General features: G+C 32.8%; 17 protein-coding genes and 1 pseudogene. 11 read left to right on the forward strand and 7 right to left on the reverse strand.

Going from position 1 to position 23301, the window contains the following annotated elements; genetic code table 11:
• The first annotated feature begins 20 nt into the window (after nucleotides 1-20).
• Entirely contained in the window at nucleotides 21-3257 is a 3237-nt protein-coding gene (locus tag E9099_RS16710; RefSeq protein ID WP_136584654.1) for an AsmA-like C-terminal region-containing protein, read from the forward strand.
• A gap of 129 nt (nucleotides 3258-3386) precedes the next feature.
• Here E9099_RS16710 and E9099_RS16715 read toward each other — a convergent pair whose 3' ends face one another.
• Nucleotides 3387-3800 carry a hypothetical protein gene (locus E9099_RS16715; RefSeq protein ID WP_136584655.1) on the reverse strand — a complete coding sequence of 138 codons (414 nt, stop codon included), beginning with the start codon at nucleotides 3798-3800 and terminating at the stop codon, nucleotides 3387-3389.
• A 46-nt stretch (nucleotides 3801-3846) separates the two neighbouring features.
• The gene (locus tag E9099_RS16720; RefSeq protein ID WP_136584656.1) at nucleotides 3847-4638 is read right to left on the reverse strand and encodes a hypothetical protein; all 792 of its coding nucleotides are present in this window, start codon (nucleotides 4636-4638) and stop codon (nucleotides 3847-3849) included.
• Between the two features lie 269 nt (nucleotides 4639-4907).
• Between E9099_RS16720 and E9099_RS16725 the strand changes: the two genes are divergently transcribed.
• On the forward strand, nucleotides 4908-5576 hold the full coding sequence (locus E9099_RS16725; RefSeq protein WP_205961005.1) for a hypothetical protein: 669 nt from the start codon (nucleotides 4908-4910) through the stop codon (nucleotides 5574-5576).
• Between the two features lie 552 nt (nucleotides 5577-6128).
• Here E9099_RS16725 and E9099_RS16730 read toward each other — a convergent pair.
• The 3 genes from E9099_RS16730 to E9099_RS16740 form a co-directional block, all read right to left on the reverse strand.
• Nucleotides 6129-6551, reverse strand: coding sequence for a PepSY-like domain-containing protein (locus E9099_RS16730; protein ID WP_136584658.1), 423 nt, complete (start codon nucleotides 6549-6551; stop codon nucleotides 6129-6131).
• Nucleotides 6552-6553: 2 nt separating this feature from the next.
• The gene (locus E9099_RS16735; protein WP_136584659.1) at nucleotides 6554-6877 is read right to left on the reverse strand and encodes a hypothetical protein; all 324 of its coding nucleotides are present in this window, start codon (nucleotides 6875-6877) and stop codon (nucleotides 6554-6556) included.
• A 170-nt stretch (nucleotides 6878-7047) separates the two neighbouring features.
• Nucleotides 7048-9873, reverse strand: a complete 2826-nt coding sequence (locus tag E9099_RS16740; protein ID WP_136584660.1) for a M16 family metallopeptidase — start codon at nucleotides 9871-9873, stop codon at nucleotides 7048-7050.
• Nucleotides 9874-9996: 123 nt separating this feature from the next.
• On the opposite strand from E9099_RS16740, the gene hpf reads away from it, so the two are divergent.
• Complete coding sequence (gene hpf / locus E9099_RS16745) at nucleotides 9997-10299, forward strand: ribosome hibernation-promoting factor, HPF/YfiA family (protein ID WP_136584661.1); 303 nt, start codon at nucleotides 9997-9999, stop codon at nucleotides 10297-10299.
• Between the two features lie 1994 nt (nucleotides 10300-12293).
• Here the strand turns inward: hpf and E9099_RS16750 are convergent.
• Both E9099_RS16750 and E9099_RS16755 read right to left on the reverse strand, forming a co-directional pair.
• Nucleotides 12294-13412 (reverse strand): DEAD/DEAH box helicase, encoded by a 1119-nt coding sequence (locus tag E9099_RS16750; protein ID WP_101018549.1) that lies wholly within the window; start codon nucleotides 13410-13412, stop codon nucleotides 12294-12296.
• Between the two features lie 84 nt (nucleotides 13413-13496).
• Complete coding sequence (locus E9099_RS16755) at nucleotides 13497-15050, reverse strand: DEAD/DEAH box helicase (protein ID WP_136584662.1); 1554 nt, start codon at nucleotides 15048-15050, stop codon at nucleotides 13497-13499.
• 110 nt (nucleotides 15051-15160) lie between these two features.
• Between E9099_RS16755 and E9099_RS19630 the strand changes: the two genes are divergently transcribed.
• The 8 genes and pseudogenes from E9099_RS19630 (at nucleotide 15161) to E9099_RS16795 (ending at nucleotide 23251) form a co-directional block, all read left to right on the forward strand.
• Complete coding sequence (locus tag E9099_RS19630) at nucleotides 15161-15589, forward strand: DUF1853 family protein (protein ID WP_136584663.1); 429 nt, start codon at nucleotides 15161-15163, stop codon at nucleotides 15587-15589.
• A 13-nt stretch (nucleotides 15590-15602) separates the two neighbouring features.
• A pseudogene (locus tag E9099_RS19635) lies at nucleotides 15603-15953 on the forward strand (DUF1853 domain-containing protein); the annotation flags it as partial.
• Nucleotides 15954-16057: 104 nt separating this feature from the next.
• Complete coding sequence (locus tag E9099_RS16770; protein WP_136584665.1) at nucleotides 16058-17644, forward strand: DUF4139 domain-containing protein; 1587 nt, start codon at nucleotides 16058-16060, stop codon at nucleotides 17642-17644.
• A 183-nt stretch (nucleotides 17645-17827) separates the two neighbouring features.
• Nucleotides 17828-18391: a hypothetical protein gene (locus tag E9099_RS16775; protein WP_136584666.1), complete on the forward strand. Its 564-nt coding sequence runs from the start codon at nucleotides 17828-17830 to the stop codon at nucleotides 18389-18391.
• A complete protein-coding gene (locus tag E9099_RS16780) occupies nucleotides 18388-18831 on the forward strand; it encodes a hypothetical protein (RefSeq protein WP_136584667.1) in 444 nt (147 codons plus the stop codon). Before E9099_RS16775 ends, E9099_RS16780 begins: the two co-directional genes overlap by 4 nt.
• Before the next feature lie 65 nt (nucleotides 18832-18896).
• A complete protein-coding gene (locus tag E9099_RS16785) occupies nucleotides 18897-19895 on the forward strand; it encodes a hypothetical protein (protein WP_136584668.1) in 999 nt (332 codons plus the stop codon).
• Nucleotides 19896-20367: 472 nt separating this feature from the next.
• Complete coding sequence (locus tag E9099_RS16790; RefSeq protein ID WP_136584669.1) at nucleotides 20368-22674, forward strand: DNA topoisomerase 3; 2307 nt, start codon at nucleotides 20368-20370, stop codon at nucleotides 22672-22674.
• Nucleotides 22664-23251, forward strand: a complete 588-nt coding sequence (locus E9099_RS16795; protein ID WP_136584670.1) for a pseudouridine synthase — start codon at nucleotides 22664-22666, stop codon at nucleotides 23249-23251. The genes E9099_RS16790 and E9099_RS16795 overlap by 11 nt, the downstream gene beginning before the upstream one ends.
• Nucleotides 23252-23301: the final 50 nt, after the last annotated feature.

Genomic DNA, 23301 nt, shown 5'->3' on the forward strand with positions numbered 1-23301 from the left:
ATTTCAAAATGGAGGTAAGTATGAAGTTAAAATTCTTAAAAAAACGAAAGTTCTGGTGGCGGTTTATTGCTGTTATAATCTTACTACCAATACTTTTTTTTAGTAGCGTAGTATTATATATTTATTCAGAACAAGACGATATTATTCAAAATGAAATTGCTGATTTAAATAAACAACACCAAGGTTTGATCACAATCGGTGACACTCATTTGTCACTTTTCAACAACTTTCCTGATATTTCTTTTAAGGTAGATGATGTAAAAATCTATGAAACTAAAGACACTAATGCATCACCAATCCTAGATGTTGCTGACATTTATACGGGTTTCAATATATGGGATATTATAAACGGAAACTATAATATTCGGTCACTTATTATAGAAGAAGGGTTTTTTGATATTGTGCTACATAAAGATGGAACAATCAACCTTCAAAATGCTTTAGAATCTTTTGAGGAAACAGAAACAACAAGTGACGACTTTGTAAATATCCAACTACAGCGTATTCAATTACATAATCTAGATATTCATAAAAAAGATGAAACCGAAAATACAGATCTAGAAACTTTCATTTATGAAGGAAAAGGTGGATTTACTATAAATAATGAACTGATTTCTGGTCACATAGATACTGAATTTGAAATGAATTTAATTGATAACGGAGACACCACTTATGTCCGTCACAAACATTTTGAACTTCATACAGACCTCGCACTCAATCAAAACACAGGACTGCTTACCGTTAAACCTTCAGGTATTAAAATGGAACACGGTGATTTTGAAATAGAAGGCACTATAGATACTAAAAACGATGTAGACCTTGATCTTTCTATAAAAGGAACCAAGCCCAATTTTGATATGCTAATTGCTTTTGCGCCAGAAGATGTGATACCTGTTTTGGAACGCTATAGTAATGCAGGAAAAATCTATTTTAATGCTTTAGTTAAAGGACGGACACTCAACCAACAAATGCCCTTTTTTGATGTCCATTTTGGTGCAAGTGAGGCTTTTCTTGAAAATACAGACAAAGGGAAACGCGTAGACGATATGGGGTTTAGTGGTCATTTTACCAATGGCGAAGACCGTAATTTACGCACCATGAAATTCTCATTAACAGATATGACAGCCAAACTAGAAACAGGCACGTTTTTAGGGAATATTGTTATTGAAAATTTTGAAGAACCTGAAGTTAATATGCAATTAAATGTTGACTTTAACTTAGAATTTATGGCTAGTTTTCTTAATCTTAAAGACATAGAAAACACCTCTGGAAATGTGTCGTTAGAAATGAATTTTCATGATATTATAGATATAGACCATCCTGAACTTTCACTAAACACACTTAATCAAGCCTATTTTACAGAGTTAAAAGTAACTAATCTAAGTGTCTCTTCGGCAGAGCTTCCTGCGCCATTAAAACAACTTAACGCGCACCTTATAATGAATGGTAAAAAAGCAACGCTTGATCAATTTGATATGATATTGGGTAAGTCTGACGTATCCGTAACAGGATATTTATCAGATTTTCCTGCCATTATACATCACACTAACACGCCTGTAGACGCGCATTTGGAGATTAAATCCAATCTCCTTGATATTTCAGAAATAACACGCTATTCTGCAATAGACAGCACAGGTATAGACGAACAGATTAAAAATTTAAGTATGGGGTTCTCATTTAAATCTTCGGCTAAAGCCTTTACAGAATCTCAATATTTACCAGAAGGCGAATTTTTTATAGATAGTCTTCATGCACAACTTAAGCATTACCCACATAAATTACATGATTTTCATATCGATTTTCTTATTGGCGATAAAGACCTAAAAATTGTAGATTTCACTGGTTTTATTGACAATACAGATTTCCATTTTAATGGACAAGTCTATAATTATGGCTTTTGGATGCAAGACCAACTTAATGGAGATGTAGATTTGGATATTACCTTAACATCCAATGTATTACGCTTAGAAGACATATTTTCATACCAAGGCGAGAATTATGTCCCTAAAGAGTATCGTCACGAAGAGTTCGAAAAATTAGTCTTACATCTTAATTCTAGTATGCATTACAAAGATTCAGCATTACATTCCATAGATCTAGATCTTGATAAGCTTACTACTAAAATGCATTTACATCCTTTACGATTTGAAAATTTTAAAGGACGTTTTCATTATGAAGATGAGCACCTCGTCATTCAAAAATTTAATGGTAAAATAGGAAGAACTATTTTTGGTGTGGACCTTAATTATTATTTAGGAGATGATGAAGCTATAAAAAAACGAGACAATTACCTTGCGCTAAAAGCAAATTACATAGATTTTGATCAACTTTTTAATTTTAATACTTCACCATCAACAACCAACCAAGTAACAACCCCCAAAAAAGACACGGAAACTGCAGATGTTAAAGCGCACGCAGAGGCGTTTAATTTGTACGAACTTCCATTTACAGATATGACATTTGATATCAATATCGGTCATTTTATATATCATCGTATTGATTTACAAAATATTAAAGCGGAGTTGCGTACCACGCAAAATCATTATATCCACGTTGATACCATGTCTATGAATGCGGCTGGAGGTAACTTTAAAATGTCGGGTTATTTTAATGGTAGTGACCCAAAACATATTTACATGAAACCCGATTTAGTGGCAGAGCATGTAGATATAGATAAACTACTGTTTAAGTTTGAAAACTTTGGGCAAGATCACTTAGTGTCAGAAAATTTAAAAGGTACTGTGTCTTCTAGAATTAAAGGTAAAATTAGAGTGTATCCAGATTTAGTACCTGATTTGGATCAATCAGAAATCCATATGGATGTAGAAGTCCTAAATGGAAAATTACAAAATTATGATCCTATATCCATGTTGTCAGATTATATGGGTGATAAAAATCTTAGAAACATAAAATTTGATACCCTTAGAAATCATTTAGATATTACTAATGGGCGCATAACTATACCAAACATGACTATCGAGTCTACGCTAGGACATTTGGAGTTGTCAGGCACACAAGATAGCGATCATAATATCGAATATTATGTCAGAATTCCTTGGGAAACCATAAAACAGGCAGCACGTTATAAGCTATTTGCTAAAAAAAATAATCCCGATAGTACTGTAGAAATGGAGGATGACGACATTATAGAGCTTGATCCTAATAAAAAAATACGCTACCTCAACTTAAAATTACATGGTAACATGGATGATTTTAAAGTGTCCATGAAAAAAGCAAAAAAGAGTGAAAAGGAATAATGCGATGTACGCGTTACTATAAAAAACATCCAACACTAAGTATAAATTATTACGCCATATAGGCATACATTATCCTTTAGTATAATTATCTACTTGATTATTATACTAAAGGTATAACCAATTTATAGGTTAAGCTTCAAACACACTTAATAGTTTGTTTTTTAGCTTTTCATCTATTCCATTTTGTTCAAATAATTTGACTAATGCTTTATTTGCTAATGTTTTGTAATACGCTAAGTCTTCATCAGGATTCTCTTTTATTAGAGTTTTAAAGGTTTTACATGCTTTGTTTATCTCTCCATTTAATACATAAGCGCTTGCTAAGTATTCCCAAACATACATTTGACTATATGAAGATAATTTGTTGTAGATAGACGTTAATTGTTCACAGATTTTTAAAAATTCAGGGTAATTTAATTTATCATCTTTATACAATAAGCATAGATTTAAGGTTCCTGCTTCAGTAGGCAGGATTTGATAACAACGTTTCCACCATTTTTCTGCATTGTCATAGTCTTCTAATCCGTTGTACCATGATCCCATATAGTTACAAGCGCTTTCATGTTCTTGTATAGCGTCCGTTATTTTTTTAGACTCTACCTTTAAAAGGTTTAATATCTTCTAAATAGGGCTCTAAACTAGCTATTGCTGCTTTTTTACATGCTTCCTTACTAGCGCCTTCCTCTTCTTTTTTAATTAATATACGTCGTGCTTTAAATAGCGCTTTACTAATATCACTTTGACTAGGATAATTTGATAAAGGCGTCATACCAATAGTCTTGAAAAGGCTTTTTCCGGGTGTTGTAATTTCTTTATTCCAAAGTGACAGTAATAATTTTTGATTTTCAGGAGTAGTAACAAAATCGGCTATGACTTTTTTACGAATTATAGTGTCTGGTATTATTCCTTTATACATAGGTACTGTACACTCTTCTTCTATATCTCCAAAGCATTTTAGATAAACAGAAGCACCTTTTATTAGATATGGCTTAATGTCTACGTCTTCTAATAATTTTTGACCTACAATTGCTAGAACAGTACACTGTAGAAATAGCTCAAAGTCAGTACTATATTGGTAATTGTTTTCCCATGCTTTATTGATGGGTGGAGGTCCCCAAAGGTCTTTAACACTTTCTAAAACATCACTAGAAGCGGACTCGTCTATTTTATTTTTTAGCACTCTTAACTGCTCTTTAGAATAGATACCTAGTGTATAATCAACAACTACAAAATCATCACCATTATCATCATAATCTAGGTATTGGTTTCTTAAAAGGGCTATTTTTTTTATAGACTCTTTTTCATAATCTACTATTTTACTTAAAAACAACGTTTTATATTCCTTAAACAGATATTGGGTCATTTCTTCAAACCATTTCATGTCTTCTTTAATCTTAGGGATTTATTTATGTCTTTGTAAATCGTTATTTAGAGTGTAAATATAATTTAAAATGTTTATTCCTTTTATCCCTGAAAACCGTGTGATTTAAAAATGTTCTATTTGTTAAAATTCTCTATATTTGAAAGACTATCTTTTGGATTATAAATTTCCATAAGTACTATTTTATTCCTAAAAGGGTATTTAATATCAATGTTAACCTAATAGATAAAATATATTTGTATTAAAATTATAAATAACTAATGATTACTATGTCTACCAAATATTTAAATAAGTACCAAAAATGTAAAAAGGCATGCTTTACTATATTGTTTTTATGTGCTGTACTGTATGGATATAGTCAGCAAACATTTGATACTGCTAATAGTGAATATGACGTTTTACAAGAAAGAATAAAAACGAAAGACACGTTAATACATTATATCACAAAACATTATGAGTGTTCTCAAGTATTATCAGGAAGAATTGATTATTACTATGAGGCAGACAAACTTATATTAATTAATCATTTTTATAAACAAGGATCTACAAATCTTTGGACTTCAGAAGATTATTTTATTATAGATGATACCCTAAAAATAAAAACTTTAATTACAGAAGAAACAATTCACCTTAATACAATGTATAAAGAAGATTACAATGGGTCATCATCTATACGTGTAGAAAAGGTAATTGAAGTTGTTGAACAAAGAATGTTTTTTGATAGCAATTCTACTAGTGTATGTTTTGAAAGAAAGCACGCAAAAAATGCACTTGATTGGGATGCAGCTTATTTTAATTCTTTAGAATTAAAGGAAAGTAATTGCATAGAAGACAATGAAGAAATACTTGATAAGTATAAACTACTCAGGAAAGCCGAAAAGAATTTGAAAGCGGGATATTCTTATAGAGAACAACAATGTATTTTTTATATGTGGTAAATAAATTATGCCAAATAAGTCTTATTATCAAATATGTGAATTTTGAAATAATCTAAAACGGTTAGCTTTTTAAGTTGGAAGGTTGTGCGGTTAGATACAGAATACTCGATTTAAACTGAATGTAAAACTGGAATATTATAGACTCAAGTGCTAAATATAGATTGATAAGTACTAAACATCATAATTTCGCCAACGCGCCATCTGTGTTATAAATAGCTTCATCCACCGGATAAACCTATTTATAAAGTGTACTATAATTTATATTATGTAAAATAGACTTTGTTAAGCTATACAATTACATTTAACGTCAAATAATCTCAAGCCTATTCAGTTTATAGCTGAGCCTTATATTATGGATGTGTATTCTGCAGAAAAAGCAGATGTTTTGAAGTTATGAAATCAAACCGTTGCGGATATAGCAAACACATTACAAAAAACAATTATTGTATTAAAAACGTGTATCTCCTGGGGCAACTAAAAATACTTGATATAGTACATAAAAAAGTCCAACAGTTTGTGTTGGACTTTTTCCTTACTTAGTATTTTCCTTTATTAATTTATAATGTCACCGTTGGCCCGGAATTCGATATCCTTATTTTTCCCTTTCTGTTTAAACTCCACATCATAGAATTCGCCTTTCGAGGCACTTTGTACATGTTCTACTTCTGTAATGTCTTCACTACCATATTCTGTTTTGATAATAGCTCTTATGGCTTTTGGTAAATCTCCTTTTTTAATACTGTTTTCGGTTTCTATCCAATGACCATTCGGACTAAAATCGGCTCTATATTTGACGCCTTTGTCTTTAAAATGGGCTTCAAAGTTGCCATGTGCATCAGTTTCCCAGTCCGGATTATTCTCTCCAGGATACTTAACCTCAAAAGCATTTTGGACACTTTTTGGGACTTGGCTATGTACTATATTTTGGCAACTAAATACTATTATTGCGATAATTATATACTGTAACTGTCTCATCTTTATTTTTGTATTAAGTTAATAGATACCACTTGGATTTCACTATAGATATTGTCTTCGGTAGTTTTGTCTAACTTTAGAGTAAACGTAGCACCTAAATGGTTGTTATTGTCTAGTTTATATGTATCCAATACATTACTAACGTTGATATCTTCAATAAGAATGGTATTATCACTAGTATCTGTAAAATAATAGATACGATCATGATACCCATCGTACACCACTTGCTTGGTTGTTTCTTTGTTATTTAAATGATTGTCGTTATCTGAGTTTACAACTATTGTTGAAGCAAAAAACAGACTAAATAATATACTTATAAGCTTCATAATTTTAAGTTTTAATGATTATTAATTGTTTTACAAAGATGACCATTAACCTTACTAATTACATTACACAATTATAAGTGCGTGTTACAAGATTTACATCTCAGTAACGTAGAAACAAAAAAAGCACAATGTTAGACATTGTGCTTTTTGAAATTTAAATTGGTGTGTATTTATAGCGTATTACCATAAATATCAAGTTCTACAACCGGTTTTCCTAATTGCTTAACTTCTTCTAGTTGTGTGGCTTTATCACCAACGACTAAATACACCATTTCAGATTCGGTTAAATACTGATCAATAATGGTTTTGTAATCCGCTAATGTCATATTAATTAATTCGTCTTGGTCCGTATCTAAAAAGTTTTCTGCTTTGTCGTACTTACTAATTCGTCTTAAAATACTTAATTGCGCCCCTAAACTTTCGTAGGCTCTAGTGTTTCCTTTTAAGATTTTGTTTTTTGTAAGTTCGACTTCAGTCTCAGTAAAACTATCTTTATAATCCGTAACCATGTTTTTTATAATCTCTAACGATTTTAAAGTCGCATTAGCACGCACACTACTTCTAATTGCAAATGGACTAATGGCTTCGCGTTCTGAAATATTAGAATAAGCACCATAAGTGTATCCTTTTCCAATTCTAAGGGTTTGGAATAAACGTCCACTTGATCCACCTCCAAGAATCTCGTTAGCAAAATCAAGATTATTAGCATTTTCATCTTTTCCTGATAATGCCAGCTTACCGATGTATACTACAGATTGTTTAGCATCTGGTACATCTACAAAATACAAGTTCCCTCCTGCTCCATTATTTTTTACTGCAACGGTAGGTACATTTATAGTTTCTCCTTTCCAAGCTTTTAAAGTACTTAAAGCGGTAATTGTTTTTCCTTTATTAATAGCGCCTGCAATATGGAACGTCGCGGCTTTTGGTGATAGGTTTTTGTAATAAGCTTTTAAATCGTCCATTGTAATGTCTTTAGTACTATTTAAAGTCCCAGAACCATTAATACCAAAACGATGCGTATTACCATACATTAATTGATTAAAGACGTTAGAAGCAATAGCATTAGGATTAGCTTCGCTACCTTTTAAACTAGTTTCTAAAGCTTGTTTTAATCTGTCAAACTCTTTAGCATCCCAGCGCGGTTCTAAAAGCATCTCTTTAACTAGCTTAATAGTACCGTCTAAGTTTTTAGTCAAACAAGATCCTGTAATATGAAAATCTTCAGTACCACTATACATCGTAATACGTGCTCCTAATAAACCAATAGCTTCTTCTAAATCTGCTGCCGTTTTAGTTTTTGTGCCCTGCATCATTAAATCACTAAATAAATTAGCCACACCTTCTTTACCTTTTGGGTCTAGTAATTGTCCACCAGGAATAGTAATATCGAATTGCACCAAAGGCACTTCATTATTTTCAATACCATACACGGCCATACCATTATCCATTTGACTTTTCCACACTTTAGGTGCATTAAATACTGGTAATTCTCCAAAATTAGGTTCGCTTCTATCAAATTTACTTATCGTTTGCTCGTAAACAGCCTCTGCTCCTTGGCTCACTTCCTCGTTAGCCACATCTTGCTTCACCTCTTCAATCCAAACGGTCGCTTCTTTACTATTTGCTACTGCTAAGTCTAATTGTCCTTTAGGCACCACACTGGTCATAACATAGTTTTTACCTTTAATATATTGATTGTATACACGCATGATATCTGCTGCAGTTACTGCATTAGTCAATTTAGCACGTTTAGTAATAAAACTAGGATCTCCATTAAACTCGTTATCCTGCACTAATTGAAACGCTTTATTTAAAACCGTACTTACACCTTGATATAACCCCGTTTCCAATTCGGCTTTGATACGCTTTAAGTCGTCCGTATTAACACCGTTAGTTTCAAATTTAGTTAGACCTTCATCAATTGCTGATTTTACTTGATCTAAGTCTGTTCCGGCATTGGCGCGCACTCTAAACACAAACTCTCCAGCCAGTTCACTACTATTTTGGTAAGTCCCCACACGAGGCGCTAATTTTTGTTCTTCAACTAATATATTATATAACGGTGATTTTTTACTACCACTTAATAATTCGCCTAAAATATCTAAGGCATAACTATCCTTATCATAATTTTTAACAGTTGGATAAACCATACGCACTTCAGGAAGTTTAGCAAAGTTATCTTCAAAGTATAACGATTTTATACTATCTAAAACCACAGGTTTTATGTTTTGCTCTTCAACATCTGGTCCACTAGGAATTTCGCCAAACCACTGTGCTACTAATTTTTTAGTTTCAGCAATATCAATATCTCCAGCAATAACTAAAGAGGCATTTTTAGCACCATAATACTGTTTGTAAAATTCTTTAACATCATCAATCGTAGCGGCTTGTAAATCTGGTAAAGCACCAATAACTGTCCAATTATAAGGATGTCCTTGCGGATATAAGTTTTTTCTAATAATTTCATCCGTATAACCATACGCAGCATTATCAACACGTTGGCGTTTTTCGTTTTTTACCACTTGCTTTTCGCGTTCTAATGCTTCTTTAGTTACAGTATTAATCATGTAACCAAAACGGTCCGAATCAATCCACATAATTTTTTCAAAGGCATCTTTAGGTACAACTTCGTAATACACCGTATAATCGTTAGACGTTCCTCCATTGCGACTTCCACCCCATTCTGGAATCATTTTACGATTAGCACCAACAGGCACGTTTTCGGAGTCGTTAAAAGACATGTGTTCAAAGAAATGGGCAAAGCCTGTTTTACCAGGTTTTTCTCTATTAGACCCCACATGCATTAGCGTTGCTACAGCAACAATAGGATCAGAATGGTCCTCATGAAGAATAACTTCTAGTCCATTATCTAAGGTGAATTTTTCATAATCGATTTTAAAATCGGTTGGCTTATCTACCACTGCAGTTCCAGACTCCCCACAAGAGACTAAAGCTAAACCAGTTAATAGAATTAAGGATTTAATTGTACGCATTTTGAATAGTGTTTTTGATTGTGGCCTAAAGATAATCATTAATTTTTTGTCTTAAATATTTAATAAAAAGACAAGAATAGGCGCTGTTTTTTGTATCTTTAAGTAAATATAAAACTTAAGAATATGGATATCAATTTTGAATATGATAAGGTAAAAGCAAGTGAAGAGTTAGAGCAATTTACTGCAGAAAAAATCCAAAAGCTATTTAATAAATATGAATTTATAGTACGTGCCGATGTGTTTTTTAAATTAGAAAATACAAGTGACGATAATTCTGGAAAGATTGCAGGTATTAGATTAAGTGCACCTGGACCTAGATTATATGCTGAAGAAAGCAAAGACACCTTACATAAAAGTGTGAGTGAAGTTGTGACTCAGTTAGAAAGACAGTTAGCAAAACGAAAAGGAAAAATGAAATCACATTAATTATTATATAAATAGTAATAAACTAAAAAAGCAGCTCAATAGAGTTGCTTTTTTTATGCTTTGTTTTTAGTAGTTAAATATAAAACTCCTCCTTCTTCCAATGTCTCTATAATCAGACATTAGAATTCATTCTCCTCTTAAATTTAAGAGGTGAGCTACAATAACTCAACATTAGTAAAAACGACAAAAGAACCAATTAACACGATCGCAAATAACTCCTCCCTTCAGCTGAAGGGAAGTGTATTTTTCAAAGAAAAAGACGGAGGGTTTGACCTTAAACGCAAAGCAGTTTTAAAAGTTAACAAGAATAAAACTGCTCCTTCTTCCAATGTCTCTATAATCAGACATTAGAATTCATTCTCCTCTTAAATTTAAGAGGAGAACTACAATAACTCAACATTAGTAAAAACGACTAAAGAACCATTAACACCATCGCAAATAACTCCTCCCTTCAGCTGAAGGGAGGTGGATTTTTCAAAGAAAAAGACGGAGGGTTTGACTTTAAACGCGAAGCAGTTTTAAAAGTTACAAGCATAAAACTCCTCTTTCTTTCAATGTCTCTAAAATTAGACATTAGAATTCATTCTCCTCTTAAATTTAAGAGGAGAACTACAACAACTCAACATTATTAAAAACTACAAAAGAACCATTAACACCATCGCAAATAACACCTCCCTTCAGCTGAAGGGAGGTGGATTTTTCAAAGAAAAAGACGGAGGGTTTGACTCTAAACGCGAAGCAGTTTTAAAAGTTCACCAATATAAAACTCCTCTTTCTTCCAATGTCTCTTAAGTAAGACGTTAAAATTCATTCTCCTCTTAAATTTAAGAGGAGAGCTACAACAACTCAACATTAATAGAAAACTCAACAAAAAAAACCTCATTAATACCCTAGCAAATAACTCCTCCCTTAAGCTGAAGGGAGGTGTGTTTTTCAAAGAAAAAGACAGAGGGTTTGCCCCTAAACGCGAAGCAGTTTTAAAAGTTAACAAGCATAAAACTCCTCTTTCTTCCAATGTCTCTATAATCAGACATTAAAATTCATTCTCCCCTTAAATTTAAGAGGAGAGCTACAACAACTCAACATTAATAGAAAACTCAACAAAAAAAACCTCATTAATACCCTAGCAAATAACTCCTCCCTTAAGCTGAAGGGAGGTGTGTTTTTCAAAGAAAAAGACAGAGGGTTTGCCCCTAAACGCGAAGCAGTTTTAAAAGTTAACAAGCATAAAACTCCTCTTTCTTCCAATGTCTCTGAAATTAGACATTAGAATTCATACTCCTCTTAAATTTAAGAGGAGAGCTACAACAACTCAACATTAATAGAAAAACTCAACAAAAGAACCTCATTAACACGATCGCAAATAATTCCTCCCTTCAGCTGAAGGGAGGTGAATTTTTCAAAGAAAAAGACGGAGGGTTTGACCTTAAATGCAAAGCAGTTTTAAAATTTACAAATATAAAACTACTCCTTCTTCCAATGTCTCTTTAGTAAGACATTAAAATTCATTCTCCTCTTAAATTTAAGAGGAGAGCTACAATAACTCAACATTAGTAAAAACAACTAAAGAACCAATTAAAACCATCGCAAATAACTCCTTCCTTCAGCTGACGGGAGGTGGGTTTTTCAAAAAAAAAGACGGTGGGTTTGACCTTAAACGCGAAGCAGTTTTAAAAGTTAATAAATAGAAAACTCCTCTTTCTTCCAATGTCTCTTAAGTAAGACATTAAAATTCATTCTCCTCTTAAATTTAAGAGGAGAGCTACAACAACTCAACATTAATAATAAAACTCAACAAATAACACCTAATTAACAATATCGCAAACAACTCCTCCCTTCAGCTGAAGGGAGGTGGATTTTTCAAAGAAAAAGACGGAGGGTTTGACCCTAAACGCGAAGCAGTTTTAAACAAAGAAACACTTTAACTCACTACTTATAAAGTATTGAATTAAAGTGTTTCACACTGTGTATTAATCAGAAAAACTATACTATAATTAAACCGATAATTGTTTAAATTTAATACCTAAAGTAGATTCAACCTTTTTAAGGTCATTACGCTCACTACTCAAAACAAGAGCGATAGATTCTCCTTTTTTACCAGCTCTGGCTGTACGTCCACTTCTGTGTGTATAATACTCTATATGCTCTGGTAACTGATGGTGCATTACAAAAGCTAAATCGTTAACATCAATTCCTCTTGCAGATACATCAGTAGAGATTAACAACTGTAACGTAGTGTTTTTAAACGCACGCATTACTTTATCTCGATCCCTTTGTTGCATATCCCCTTCTAAAGCACCAACGTTGAATCCTTCGGTTTCTAATTGATGTCTTAATGCTTGCGCACCTGCTTTTGTTTTAGTGAAAATAATACCACGTTGGTCTTCTCTATCTTCTAATAATCGAATGATCGTTGAAGCTTTCTCATGCACTGAAGTTTCTACAAAATAATGCGAGATATTTTGATTAACAATACTTGTTCTATCAATCTCTAAACGAATAGCTTCATCTGCGATATAACGCTTTACAATATCTTTTAAAGCATCAGACATGGTTGCACTGAATAACCACGTGTTTTTTGGTCCTGTTACTGATTTTAAAATTGTTGTCAAATCAGGTTTAAACCCCATACTTAACATTTCATCAGCTTCATCTAAAACAATTGTTTTAACATCCGCCAAGTTTACAGCACCGCGCTCTACTAAATCGACCAAACGACCCGGAGTTGCCACTATAATATGTGTTGTTCTGGCTACATTTTTAAGTTGAATATCAATTTTTTCACCTCCATAAACCCCTTCTAAAAATATTTTAGCATCGTTATACTTGATATACTTAAATAACTGCTTCTTTATTTGTTGTACCAATTCTCTTGTAGGTGCAATGATAAGCGCCTGAACGGTATCCTTTTTAGGATTAATTTTATGTAATAAAGGTAATCCAAAAGCAGCGGTTTTACCTGTTCCCGTTTGAGCCAAACCAATTAAATCGGTTGACTTTTTAAGTAACACAGGTATGGCCTGAGATTGAATTTCAGTAGGATTTTTAATCCCTAATTCCTTTAGTGCTTTTATATAATTTTTATCTAAACCTAAGTCTTTAAAAGTCATAATCGTAGTAATTAGTCTATCGTTATTTTAATATATTTACAAGAGTAAGCAACTGCAAACTGCGACTGAATACTGTCAAAATTAATTTTATTCTTCTGGAGGAAAACCATTGATTTCTTCAAAAATTTCGTCAAAATTAGTACGTAAAAAGGCATTTAACTTTTTACGATAATCATCTTTCAACCATTCCACAAAATTGAATGTACTTTTACTAATACACTTGGTGTAACGTGAAATACGGTAATCAATATCGTCTCCCAATAATTTTGCTAAACCTAAAGCGTCCCATAAATCTTCACTATTTTCAGTACAAATATGTGCATGGTGAATAATAGAACGTTCTAGTACGACTTTAGAGCTCTCTCCTGCTCTAATACTATCAATATAACACTTTTTAATATCAAAATAAACCTGCTCAGATTTTACGAATTTTTCACGTAACTCCTCTGGCATTTCATATCTAAAGTTATTTTCAAGCTCTTCATCACTTAAAATACCATCTAAATAATAGTTAGGCGAACGGAATATTTTATGCCAATCTAAATCGTTACCCCAAGGTCCAAATCTATGTAAGTTGTTCCCTAAATCGATAACAACAAATTTATTTTTATCTTTTAAAATACGAGATCCACGACCAATCATTTGGTAATACAATGTCAATGATTTGGTTGCTCTGTTAAGCATGATACAATCTACTGTAGGCTCATCAAAACCAGTGGTTAAGATACTTACAGAGGTTAAAATCGCATCTGGCGTTTCTTTAAACCATTTTAAGATCGCTTTACGTTCCTTTTTAGTATTGTTATTATCTAAATGTGCTACAGGATACCCACCTCTTCTAAACGTATCGTACACGTGTAAAGACGTGTTAATACCATTATTAAAGATTAAGGTCTTTTTACCTTTACAACGCTCTTCATAAGCTTGAATAAGCTTAGTTAACATGTCCGTATTGGTATATAAATCTTCAGAAGATTTTACTGTATAATCACCGTTGGCGCCTACAACTAAAGACGTTAATCCAACGTTGTATGAGAAAATTTCGGCACGAGCCAAAAACTCATTAGCAATTAAGGAATGTATCGTTTCTCCAACAATAAGCTCGTTATAATTATCCTTCATTGGAAGGTTAATATTACTACTTAAAGGCGTTGCTGTAACACCAAGGATAAATGATTTTTCAAAAAACTTAAATAACTTGGTGAAACTGTTATAATGCGCCTCATCAATAATAACTAGACCGATGTCCGAAATATCTAATTTATTATCTGTTAAACGATTGTTAAGCGTTTCAACCATGGCCACAAAGCAATTAAAGTCTTTCTGGTCACTTAAATCGGCTTTACTATCTACAATTTTATTACTTACACCAAATTCTGTAAGCATTCTAGAGGTTTGCCTACAAAGCTCTATACGGTGCGTCATTACAAGCACCTGCTTTTTATGTGTTTTTAAATACTGTCTAACAATCTCGGAGAAAATAACCGTTTTACCACCACCTGTTGGTAATTGATATAATAAATGGTAATCCTCTTCTGCTTCTTCAAAACATTTAAAAATCTTATCAATAGCACCCTTTTGGTAACTATAAAGACTTTTTCCTTCCGTACGTTCTTGTAATTCTATGGTTTTAGTAGACATTAATCAATTGCAATTTTTAAATTTTAAGATGTGCAAAAATACAACGAATTAAAGGGTTTCAACGATTATTTTATAGAAAAAAATTAATATCACTACATTTACTCCTTAATATGAGCCACAAAAAAGAAAATTTACAAGCCACATTTAGCGGTTTTTTTAACACACCACACCTATTTTTTAACAAAATATTTGGAATGCAACCTTTTGTAAAACAATTAGGTAGCCCCTTTGTTTTTAATAAGGCGGTTAGAACTAACATACGCTTAGGACAACGTGTGGAGCAATTTGTTTTTGAAGAGTTAAAACAGTTTAAAAATATTTCGGTTTTAGAAGAAAACATTCAAATTCAGAACAATCAAAACCTTACCATTGGCGAATTGGACTGCTTATATTTAGATGAAGAGCAAGCTGTTCATTTAGAAATTCAGTTTAAATACTATTTATATGATTCGACTTTGGGACCTAATGAAGTCGATTGCTTGATTGGTCCCATGCGTCGAGATTCTTTAATAGAAAAACTAAACAAGTTAACTTTATAACCAAGCCACAAAACCTTTATTAGACCGGTTGCAATTAAAAGCTGAGAATATAAAACAACAGCTTTATTTTAAAGCACAAATTTTTGTGCCATTCGGTCAATCTATTCAATTTAAAACTTTAAATAACGACTGTATTTATGGTTTTTATTTCAATTATTCACAATTACCGCAATTTTCAGATTGCCAGTTTTTTATACCACAAAAAATAGACTGGTTGTTAGATTTGGACGTTACCGTCCATTGGATGACTTATGATCAAATTATGCCACAATTGGATAGTTATAAAGCAGAAAAGTACGCCCCATTGCTCTGGTTAAAATGTCCTAATGGAACAGCAACGAAGTGTTTTGTAGTAGCCTGGTAACGTTGCCTTCTAAAACGTATCGTTTTACTCATTCAAACTTAATGTTTACTCATTAGAGTTTAATAATTTGGATAATTATAATAGCTTCGTAAAAAATAAAAATCATGAAAAAAATATTTGGACTATTCCTCTTTCTACTATGTGTTTCTGCAACAGCACAAAACGAAGTATCCTCTAAAATAACAGCTGTTAAAGTCTTTAAAAGCAACGCGCAAATAGTAAGAGACGCCTCGTTTAACGCCGCAATGGGACCACAAGAAATTGTGTTAACGGGAATTTCTACAAGCATCAACCCTTCCAGTTTGCAAGTGCAATTTAATAACCCTAATACGGTATTGGTATCTGCAAAATATGAAAACAACTATCTAGTTTCCAAAATAAATAACAAAGAAATTGAAGCGTTAAAAACACAATTAGAAGCTTTAAATGATGATCTTAATTGGTTGGCTCATGAGCGTAATAGTTTATTAGGAATGGAACAAATCCTAAATAAAAATCAAGATTTAGGTTCCGGAAATTCTAGTTTTACACCGCAACAAGTCTTAGAGTTAAGTAACGTATATCATGCTAAATACCTTGAAATAAAGAAAGCAATTATCGCTTTGGATAAAAAGGAACAACCTTTAAGAGAAACTGCTGTAAAATTGACCCAACAATTAAGTGAGCTTAATGCCAAATTTAATAAACCGAGTGGAAATATTGTGCTTCAAATAGATTCTAAAAAACCAGGTAAAGTAGCTATTGATTGTAAATATATTGTTGGAAACGTCGGTTGGATTCCGTTATACGATTTAAGATCAGAAAGTATTACAGAAAATGTAAACTTGACTTATAAAGCTAGCATCTACCAAAATACTGGATTGGACTGGGACAATGTGGCTTTAATAATAAGTACAGGAAATCCGTCTCAAAATAATGACAGACCTATTTTAAGTCCTTTGTATGCTAGTATCTACCAAGAACAGTTACAGCGATACAAAAAAGAACTAGATGATGAAGTCATGGAGGAAATCCAGGTTAGTAATATGGCATACACGCAAATATCGGGATATGTTAATGCTTCAACGGTGGCAGAAAATCAATTATCTGTAGATTTTAATATTTTAAGTAAGCGTTCTATCGCTAGTGATGGAAAAGAAAACCTAGTTGCTTTACAGTCCTTTGATTTAAAAACCGATTATATCTATCACACGGTTCCTAAATTGGATAGAGCTGCATTTTTGTTAGCAAAAATTACGGATTGGAGTCAATACAACTTAATTGCAGGAGAAGCCAATATCTTTTTTGAAGGTGCTTTTGTAGGGACGTCTTATATTAATCCAGAAGTGACTGCTAAAGAATTATTAATCTCTATGGGACGTGATAATAGTATTGTTGTAGAGCGTACGCCAATAAAAGAGTTTACCGCTTCAAAATTTATTGGAAGTAATAAAAAAGAAACCATAGGTTACGAACTTGTAGTTAAAAACAAAAAAGGAACGCCTATAACTATTGAAATTCTAGATCAAATCCCTGTTTCTCAAAATAAGGATATTGAAATCACTTTAGATGATAAAGGAAACGCTGAATATACAGAAGATAATGGTAAGTTATTGTGGACCATTGGCGTCCAAGCAAGAGAGACTGTTGTCGAAAAGTTTATTTACACTATTAAATATCCTAAAAATAAAAACGTGAGAGGTACCAAATAACCAATCCCTTTAAAATACATAGTAATGAAAAAGCCCTTTATGGGGCTTTTTCATTTTTTTAAATTAGTTTTGTATCACTTATAATAAATACAGTACTTATTTTTTTTATCTGAAGTTAGTGATCACCAATAAAGAAAACAGAATTAAAACTAAAACAGTAATCTCTCAAAATTTGTTTTTGTAATGAAAACACACAAAAACATTCGATTAGTTACCATTATTACCCTTTTAGTTATCCAAGTTGTTTTTTTAACGATGATAGCCAAAGAAAAATATGAAGTAGGTAGTTTTGCTATTCTAATATCGGTTATAATCATTACTGTAGCCATTTTTTTTGGTTATCGTTATTTAGACTTACATCATGAAGAGTATGGATATGAAAGAATTGGTGTCGCTATATGGGTCCCCATTGGTGCTGTCCTTTGCTATTCTCTAAATATATATGGTGGATTAGGTAGTGTATTATCCGCAGGAATTACTGGTACAGTGGCCTCATTTATTCCTGTACTAAATAAAGATTCTATTTATATAAAAAAGTTACCAGGTGCTATCTATTGTGGTGCTTTTGTTGGTATGTCTAGTGCAGAAATCACACCTTCCATAGGATTTGTAATTGCAGCAGGAAGTTTAACAGGAGTGTTGTTTATGGTCTCTAAAAATTTGTTTTTAGGTATTGGAGGAAAGTTAGGCACGCTAGCCTTTGCAGGTGTTGCTATGGTATCATTATTATATTGGTTATTTATATGAATTTTATAATATTAGCAATAACAGGTGTCATCGGGGCAACACTTACCTTTTATGTGAGCGAACAATTAAATCAAGGTGTTGTTAGAGGCTCTGCATTACTATCCCTAATAGTGGGATTGTTTTTTTATTGTTTCCCAGAGGTTTTGGACGTTTATCTTACTAAAAATATTCCAATTGTATTTATTGGCACGTCGTTTATTGGAATGGCGTCTCCTAAAGGTCAGAAACATTATTTACTATTAGCTATATCAGGAATTTTATTTAGTTTGGTCTACATCAACAAAAGCCATTTTTTTAATGGTTATGGCGGTGCGTTGGGGACATTAGCTTGTATTACACTACTTACGTCTATGGCGTTTTCTCATGCCTATTCAAAAAAATCTAAAATAATTAGTGAGATTATATTAATTAAAAACAAGATTTTTTGCCGAAACAAATAGTTTTCAATACCTTACTTTAGATATTTAAGTATCTTAGTTTCGTTTTATATCACACAATATCTTACATGAAAAATTATTTTATTTTATTAGTCCTTTTAAGTGGTGTTACTCCTTTAATAGCTCAATATCGCTTAGATACTATAGTTGCGGATTTTAATAATGACAAAGTTATAGACACTTTAATAGATGAGTATGAAAGTGGTAGTACTTTTGGAGGACGTTCTGTAACCATCACAAACGGTAAAACCAACGAAACATTCACTTTAAGTAATTATGGTTGCTATTGTAATTTTAAGCAAATAGTCCCTATACCTAATGCCTTAACTTTAGATGCTAATAGTGCTTTTTTTGAAGTACTAAAAGAAAAAGTACTCCCAAAAAAAAGAGCACAACCAGATAGCTCTCTAGAATGGATGACAAGTGCGACATTCAATTTTAAACAAGTCAAATCCCATGCTCTTTTTGATCGTATCATTAGCCCTAAAACCAATTGGCAATCTAAGCCACCAACTATTCCTGAAACCTATTATAATACTGTTTTTGGAGATACGTTACAAAAGTTAAGTGCGACCATTAAAGATAATCTTACAGCCAGCCAAACTAAGGGCTTTTTAATCTATTACACCAACGCACATGCTGTAAAATCATGGGACAGTTTAACTCCAGTAATAACTAATGATCGCTATCAAATATATAAAACAGCGCACGCCGTTTTTGCGAGAAAAGGCAACACTTATAAATGGATGTTTCTATCCGATCTAAATACAACTGGTGCACCAGAAAAATTAAGGTGGTCATCAATCAATCAAGTCCAGCTAATTGACAACTATCTTATTATCCATCAAGACACGTCGCCAGACGCTAGCTATTCTATTTACATTGTAAATATCGAAACACAGCGCATGGGACGCTTAAAATATGAAGCGTCCCACCACAATGTAACGACTGATGATGGCATGCGCACTTTTAAAATAATAGATAATCAATTAGTGTTTACTACCTATGATAAACAAGACTTAGTTGAATTATCATTGCAACAAATTTTCGATACTTTAGATAATTAGAGACCTCTTAATCTATTATAAAATTCCTCTTTATCTTTCTATTAATTTTAATTGAAAAGACTTAGCTGTTACCTTTACTACAGCTTAATAGTAATTAATTTAGCAAACTATAATAAAGCTAAAATACGAGACACATCAATTAGAGATTTTTCAAAGGAGCGTACTTTCGTATGTGCTAATTATTCAGTAGAGCCAATAAAAAATAGACAACACACGATTAATTCAGGTGTTTTAAGGCTTTAGATACAAATTAATAAGCATTGCTAATCAAGCTAATATAGCGCAAAAAGAAACTTAAAAACAATTCGTTAATAACTCCTACCAAAACCCTTTCATTACCTAAACTAATTCACTTATTTTGCAAGTCTGAATTTTACCTATAAAGTAAGCCTTTCTTCTTTTAATAATCTAGAACAATAATTAGATTTAAGGAATGTAACGGATCTCTTTTTAAAATCATAGCTAGTATCACATGAAAGTCTGTATTGCCGAGAAACCCAGTGTCGCCAGAGAAATTGCGCAAGTATTAGGTGCCAACACAAAACGTGATGGTTACTACGAAGGCAATGGGTATGCAGTAACCTACACCTTTGGACATTTATGTACTTTAAAAGAACCTAACGATTACAAACCCTATTGGAAAAGTTGGGATTTAAACAACTTACCCATGCTGCCTGAAAAATTTGAGACTAAAGTCACAAAAGACTCAGGGATTCAAAAGCAATTTAGAATTGTAAAAAGCCTTTTTGATAAAGCCGAAGTCGTTATAAACTGTGGGGATGCCGGGACAGAAGGAGAATTGATACAGCGTTGGGTTTTAGATCAAGCCAGCTATAAAGGAGAAGTACAACGTCTTTGGATTAGCTCTCTAACAACGGAGGCTATTAAAGAAGGCTTTCTAAAGCTAGAACCTAGTTCCAAATACGATAATTTATATTACGCAGGATTTTCTAGAGCCATTGGTGATTGGCTACTTGGGATGAATGCTACCCGTTTATACACCGTAAAATATGGTGGATATAAACAAGTTTTAAGTGTTGGTCGTGTACAAACACCAACTTTAGCTATGGTAGTTAACCGTTGGAAAGAAATCGAAAATTTTAAGCCTCAGCCCTATTGGGAATTACAAACGTTATATCGTGACACGTTATTTAGTTATGAGGAAGGTCGCTTTTTAAAAATGGAAGATGGTGAAAAGCTTGCAGAAATTGTAAAAGCACACGATTTTGAAATAGTCTCAATTACCAAGAAAAAAGGAAATGAATATGCACCAAAATTATTCGATTTAACAGGATTACAAGTATACTGTAATACTAAATTCGGATTTTCTGCAGATGAAACCTTGAAGATTGTACAAAAATTGTATGAGATGAAAGTTGTGACCTACCCTAGAGTAGATACCACCTATTTACCAAACGATATTTACCCAAAAGTAGCAGGGATTTTAAAAAACCTGACCAAATACGCTGTACTAACACAACCTGTTTTAGAAAAGAAAATTAAAAAGTCTAAAAAGGTGTTTGATGATGCTAAAGTAACAGATCACCACGCTATTATCCCGACTGGCGTGCAAAGTAATTTACAGTACAATCAGCAGCAAGTCTATGATATAATTACAAGACGTTTTATCGCTGTATTTTATGACGAATGTAAGGTGGCAAACACCACGGTTATAGGAAAAGCAGAAAGTGTTAATTTTAAAACTACAGGTAAAGAAATCTTAGACAAAGGATGGCGTGTTGTTTTCGAAACAAAAGATAGCCCAAACCGAGAAGCAGGATTATTACCAACATTTGTTAAAGGAGAAAAAGGACCACACGAACCTAGTTTCCTTGAAAAACAAACCAAACCACCTAATCAGTTTACGGAAGCCACACTCCTACGTGCAATGGAAACCGCAGGAAAACAAGTGGATGATGACCAGTTACGTGATTTAATGAAAGAAAATGGTATTGGTAGACCTTCTACGCGCGCCAATATTATTGAAACTCTTTTTAGACGTAAATATATAAAACGTAATAAAAAACAAGTATTACCAACAGTAACAGGTATTCAATTAATTGATATCATTCGAAATGATTTACTGAAGTCAGCCGAGCTAACGGGACTTTGGGAAAAACAACTAAAAGATATTGAAAAAGGCGAATATTCCGCTTCAGCGTTTATAAATAACATGAAAAAAATGGTAGATCAATTGGTCTACGAAGTAAGAAGCGAAAAGGTCGAGGCTAAAATAAGTTACACTAATAATAAATCAGAAAAAGCAACAAAGACTAAAGCCAAATCTAAAACCACCTCAAAAGGGATTGTTGGTAAAACCTGTCCAAAATGTAAAACCGGACAAGTTTTAAAAGGAAAAAGTGCCTATGGTTGCAGTAATTATGGCAAAACCTGTGATTTTGTGTTGCCTTTCAGTTTTGGTGAAAAAAATATTTCTGAAAACCAATACAAACGTTTATTGGATAAAGGGTCAACCGTGAATTTAAAAGGTTTTAAAATAGAAGGTGCTTCAGTTGAAGGCTTGCTTCGTTTTGATGATGCTTTTAAATTAAAATTAGAACCCAAGCAAAATGCTTCAGCGAAAGCAAAAACAGGTTCGGATACCAATCCGTGTCCTAAATGTAAAAAAGGAACCATTATAAAAGGAAAAACGGCCTATGGGTGTAGTGCTTATAAATCAGGATGCGACTTTAGATTCAGCTATGATTTGATTCGCCAAAAAGCAAATGGTAAACCACTAACCAAAGATTTGGTTTTTGAGATTTTATATGGAAAATAACCACAAGCACTTCAAAATATATAAACCGTTTAAAATGTTAAGCCAGTTTTCTAGCAATGCTGCTAAAGAACAACGCAAACATTTTTTAAGTGAGCTAGGTAATTTTCCTGAAGGTATTATGCCAATCGGACGCTTGGACGAGAAAAGTGAAGGTCTACTCCTACTCACTACAGATGGTAAACTAAGTGATCATGTTAACCAATCCGGAATCGAAAAAGAATACTATGCCTTAGTCGACGGAGCTATTTCCGCGGAAGCGATACAGCAATTATGTAACGGCGTAGAAATTGGATTTAACGGTAAAAAATACATCACAAAGCCTTGTAAAGTTTTCAAATTAAAAGCACTCCCTGTTTTTCCTGAACGCTCTAAAAAAATTAGAGACGCTAGACATGGTCCAACAACATGGATTTCGGTAACTTTAACAGAAGGAAAATTTAGACAAGTCCGAAAGATGACTAGTGCTGTAAATTGCCCAACGTTACGATTAGTGCGTGTTAGAGTTGGTAAAATCCTACTGGATGATATGCCTGTAGGTTCAGTTTTTCCGATAGACAATCTAAAAGAGATACTTTAACGTATCTTTAATTTTTAATGCAATAGTAATCAGATAAAACACATTACTTT

The organism is Psychroserpens sp. NJDZ02, assembly GCF_004843725.1.
GTDB lineage: Bacteria > Bacteroidota > Bacteroidia > Flavobacteriales > Flavobacteriaceae > Olleya.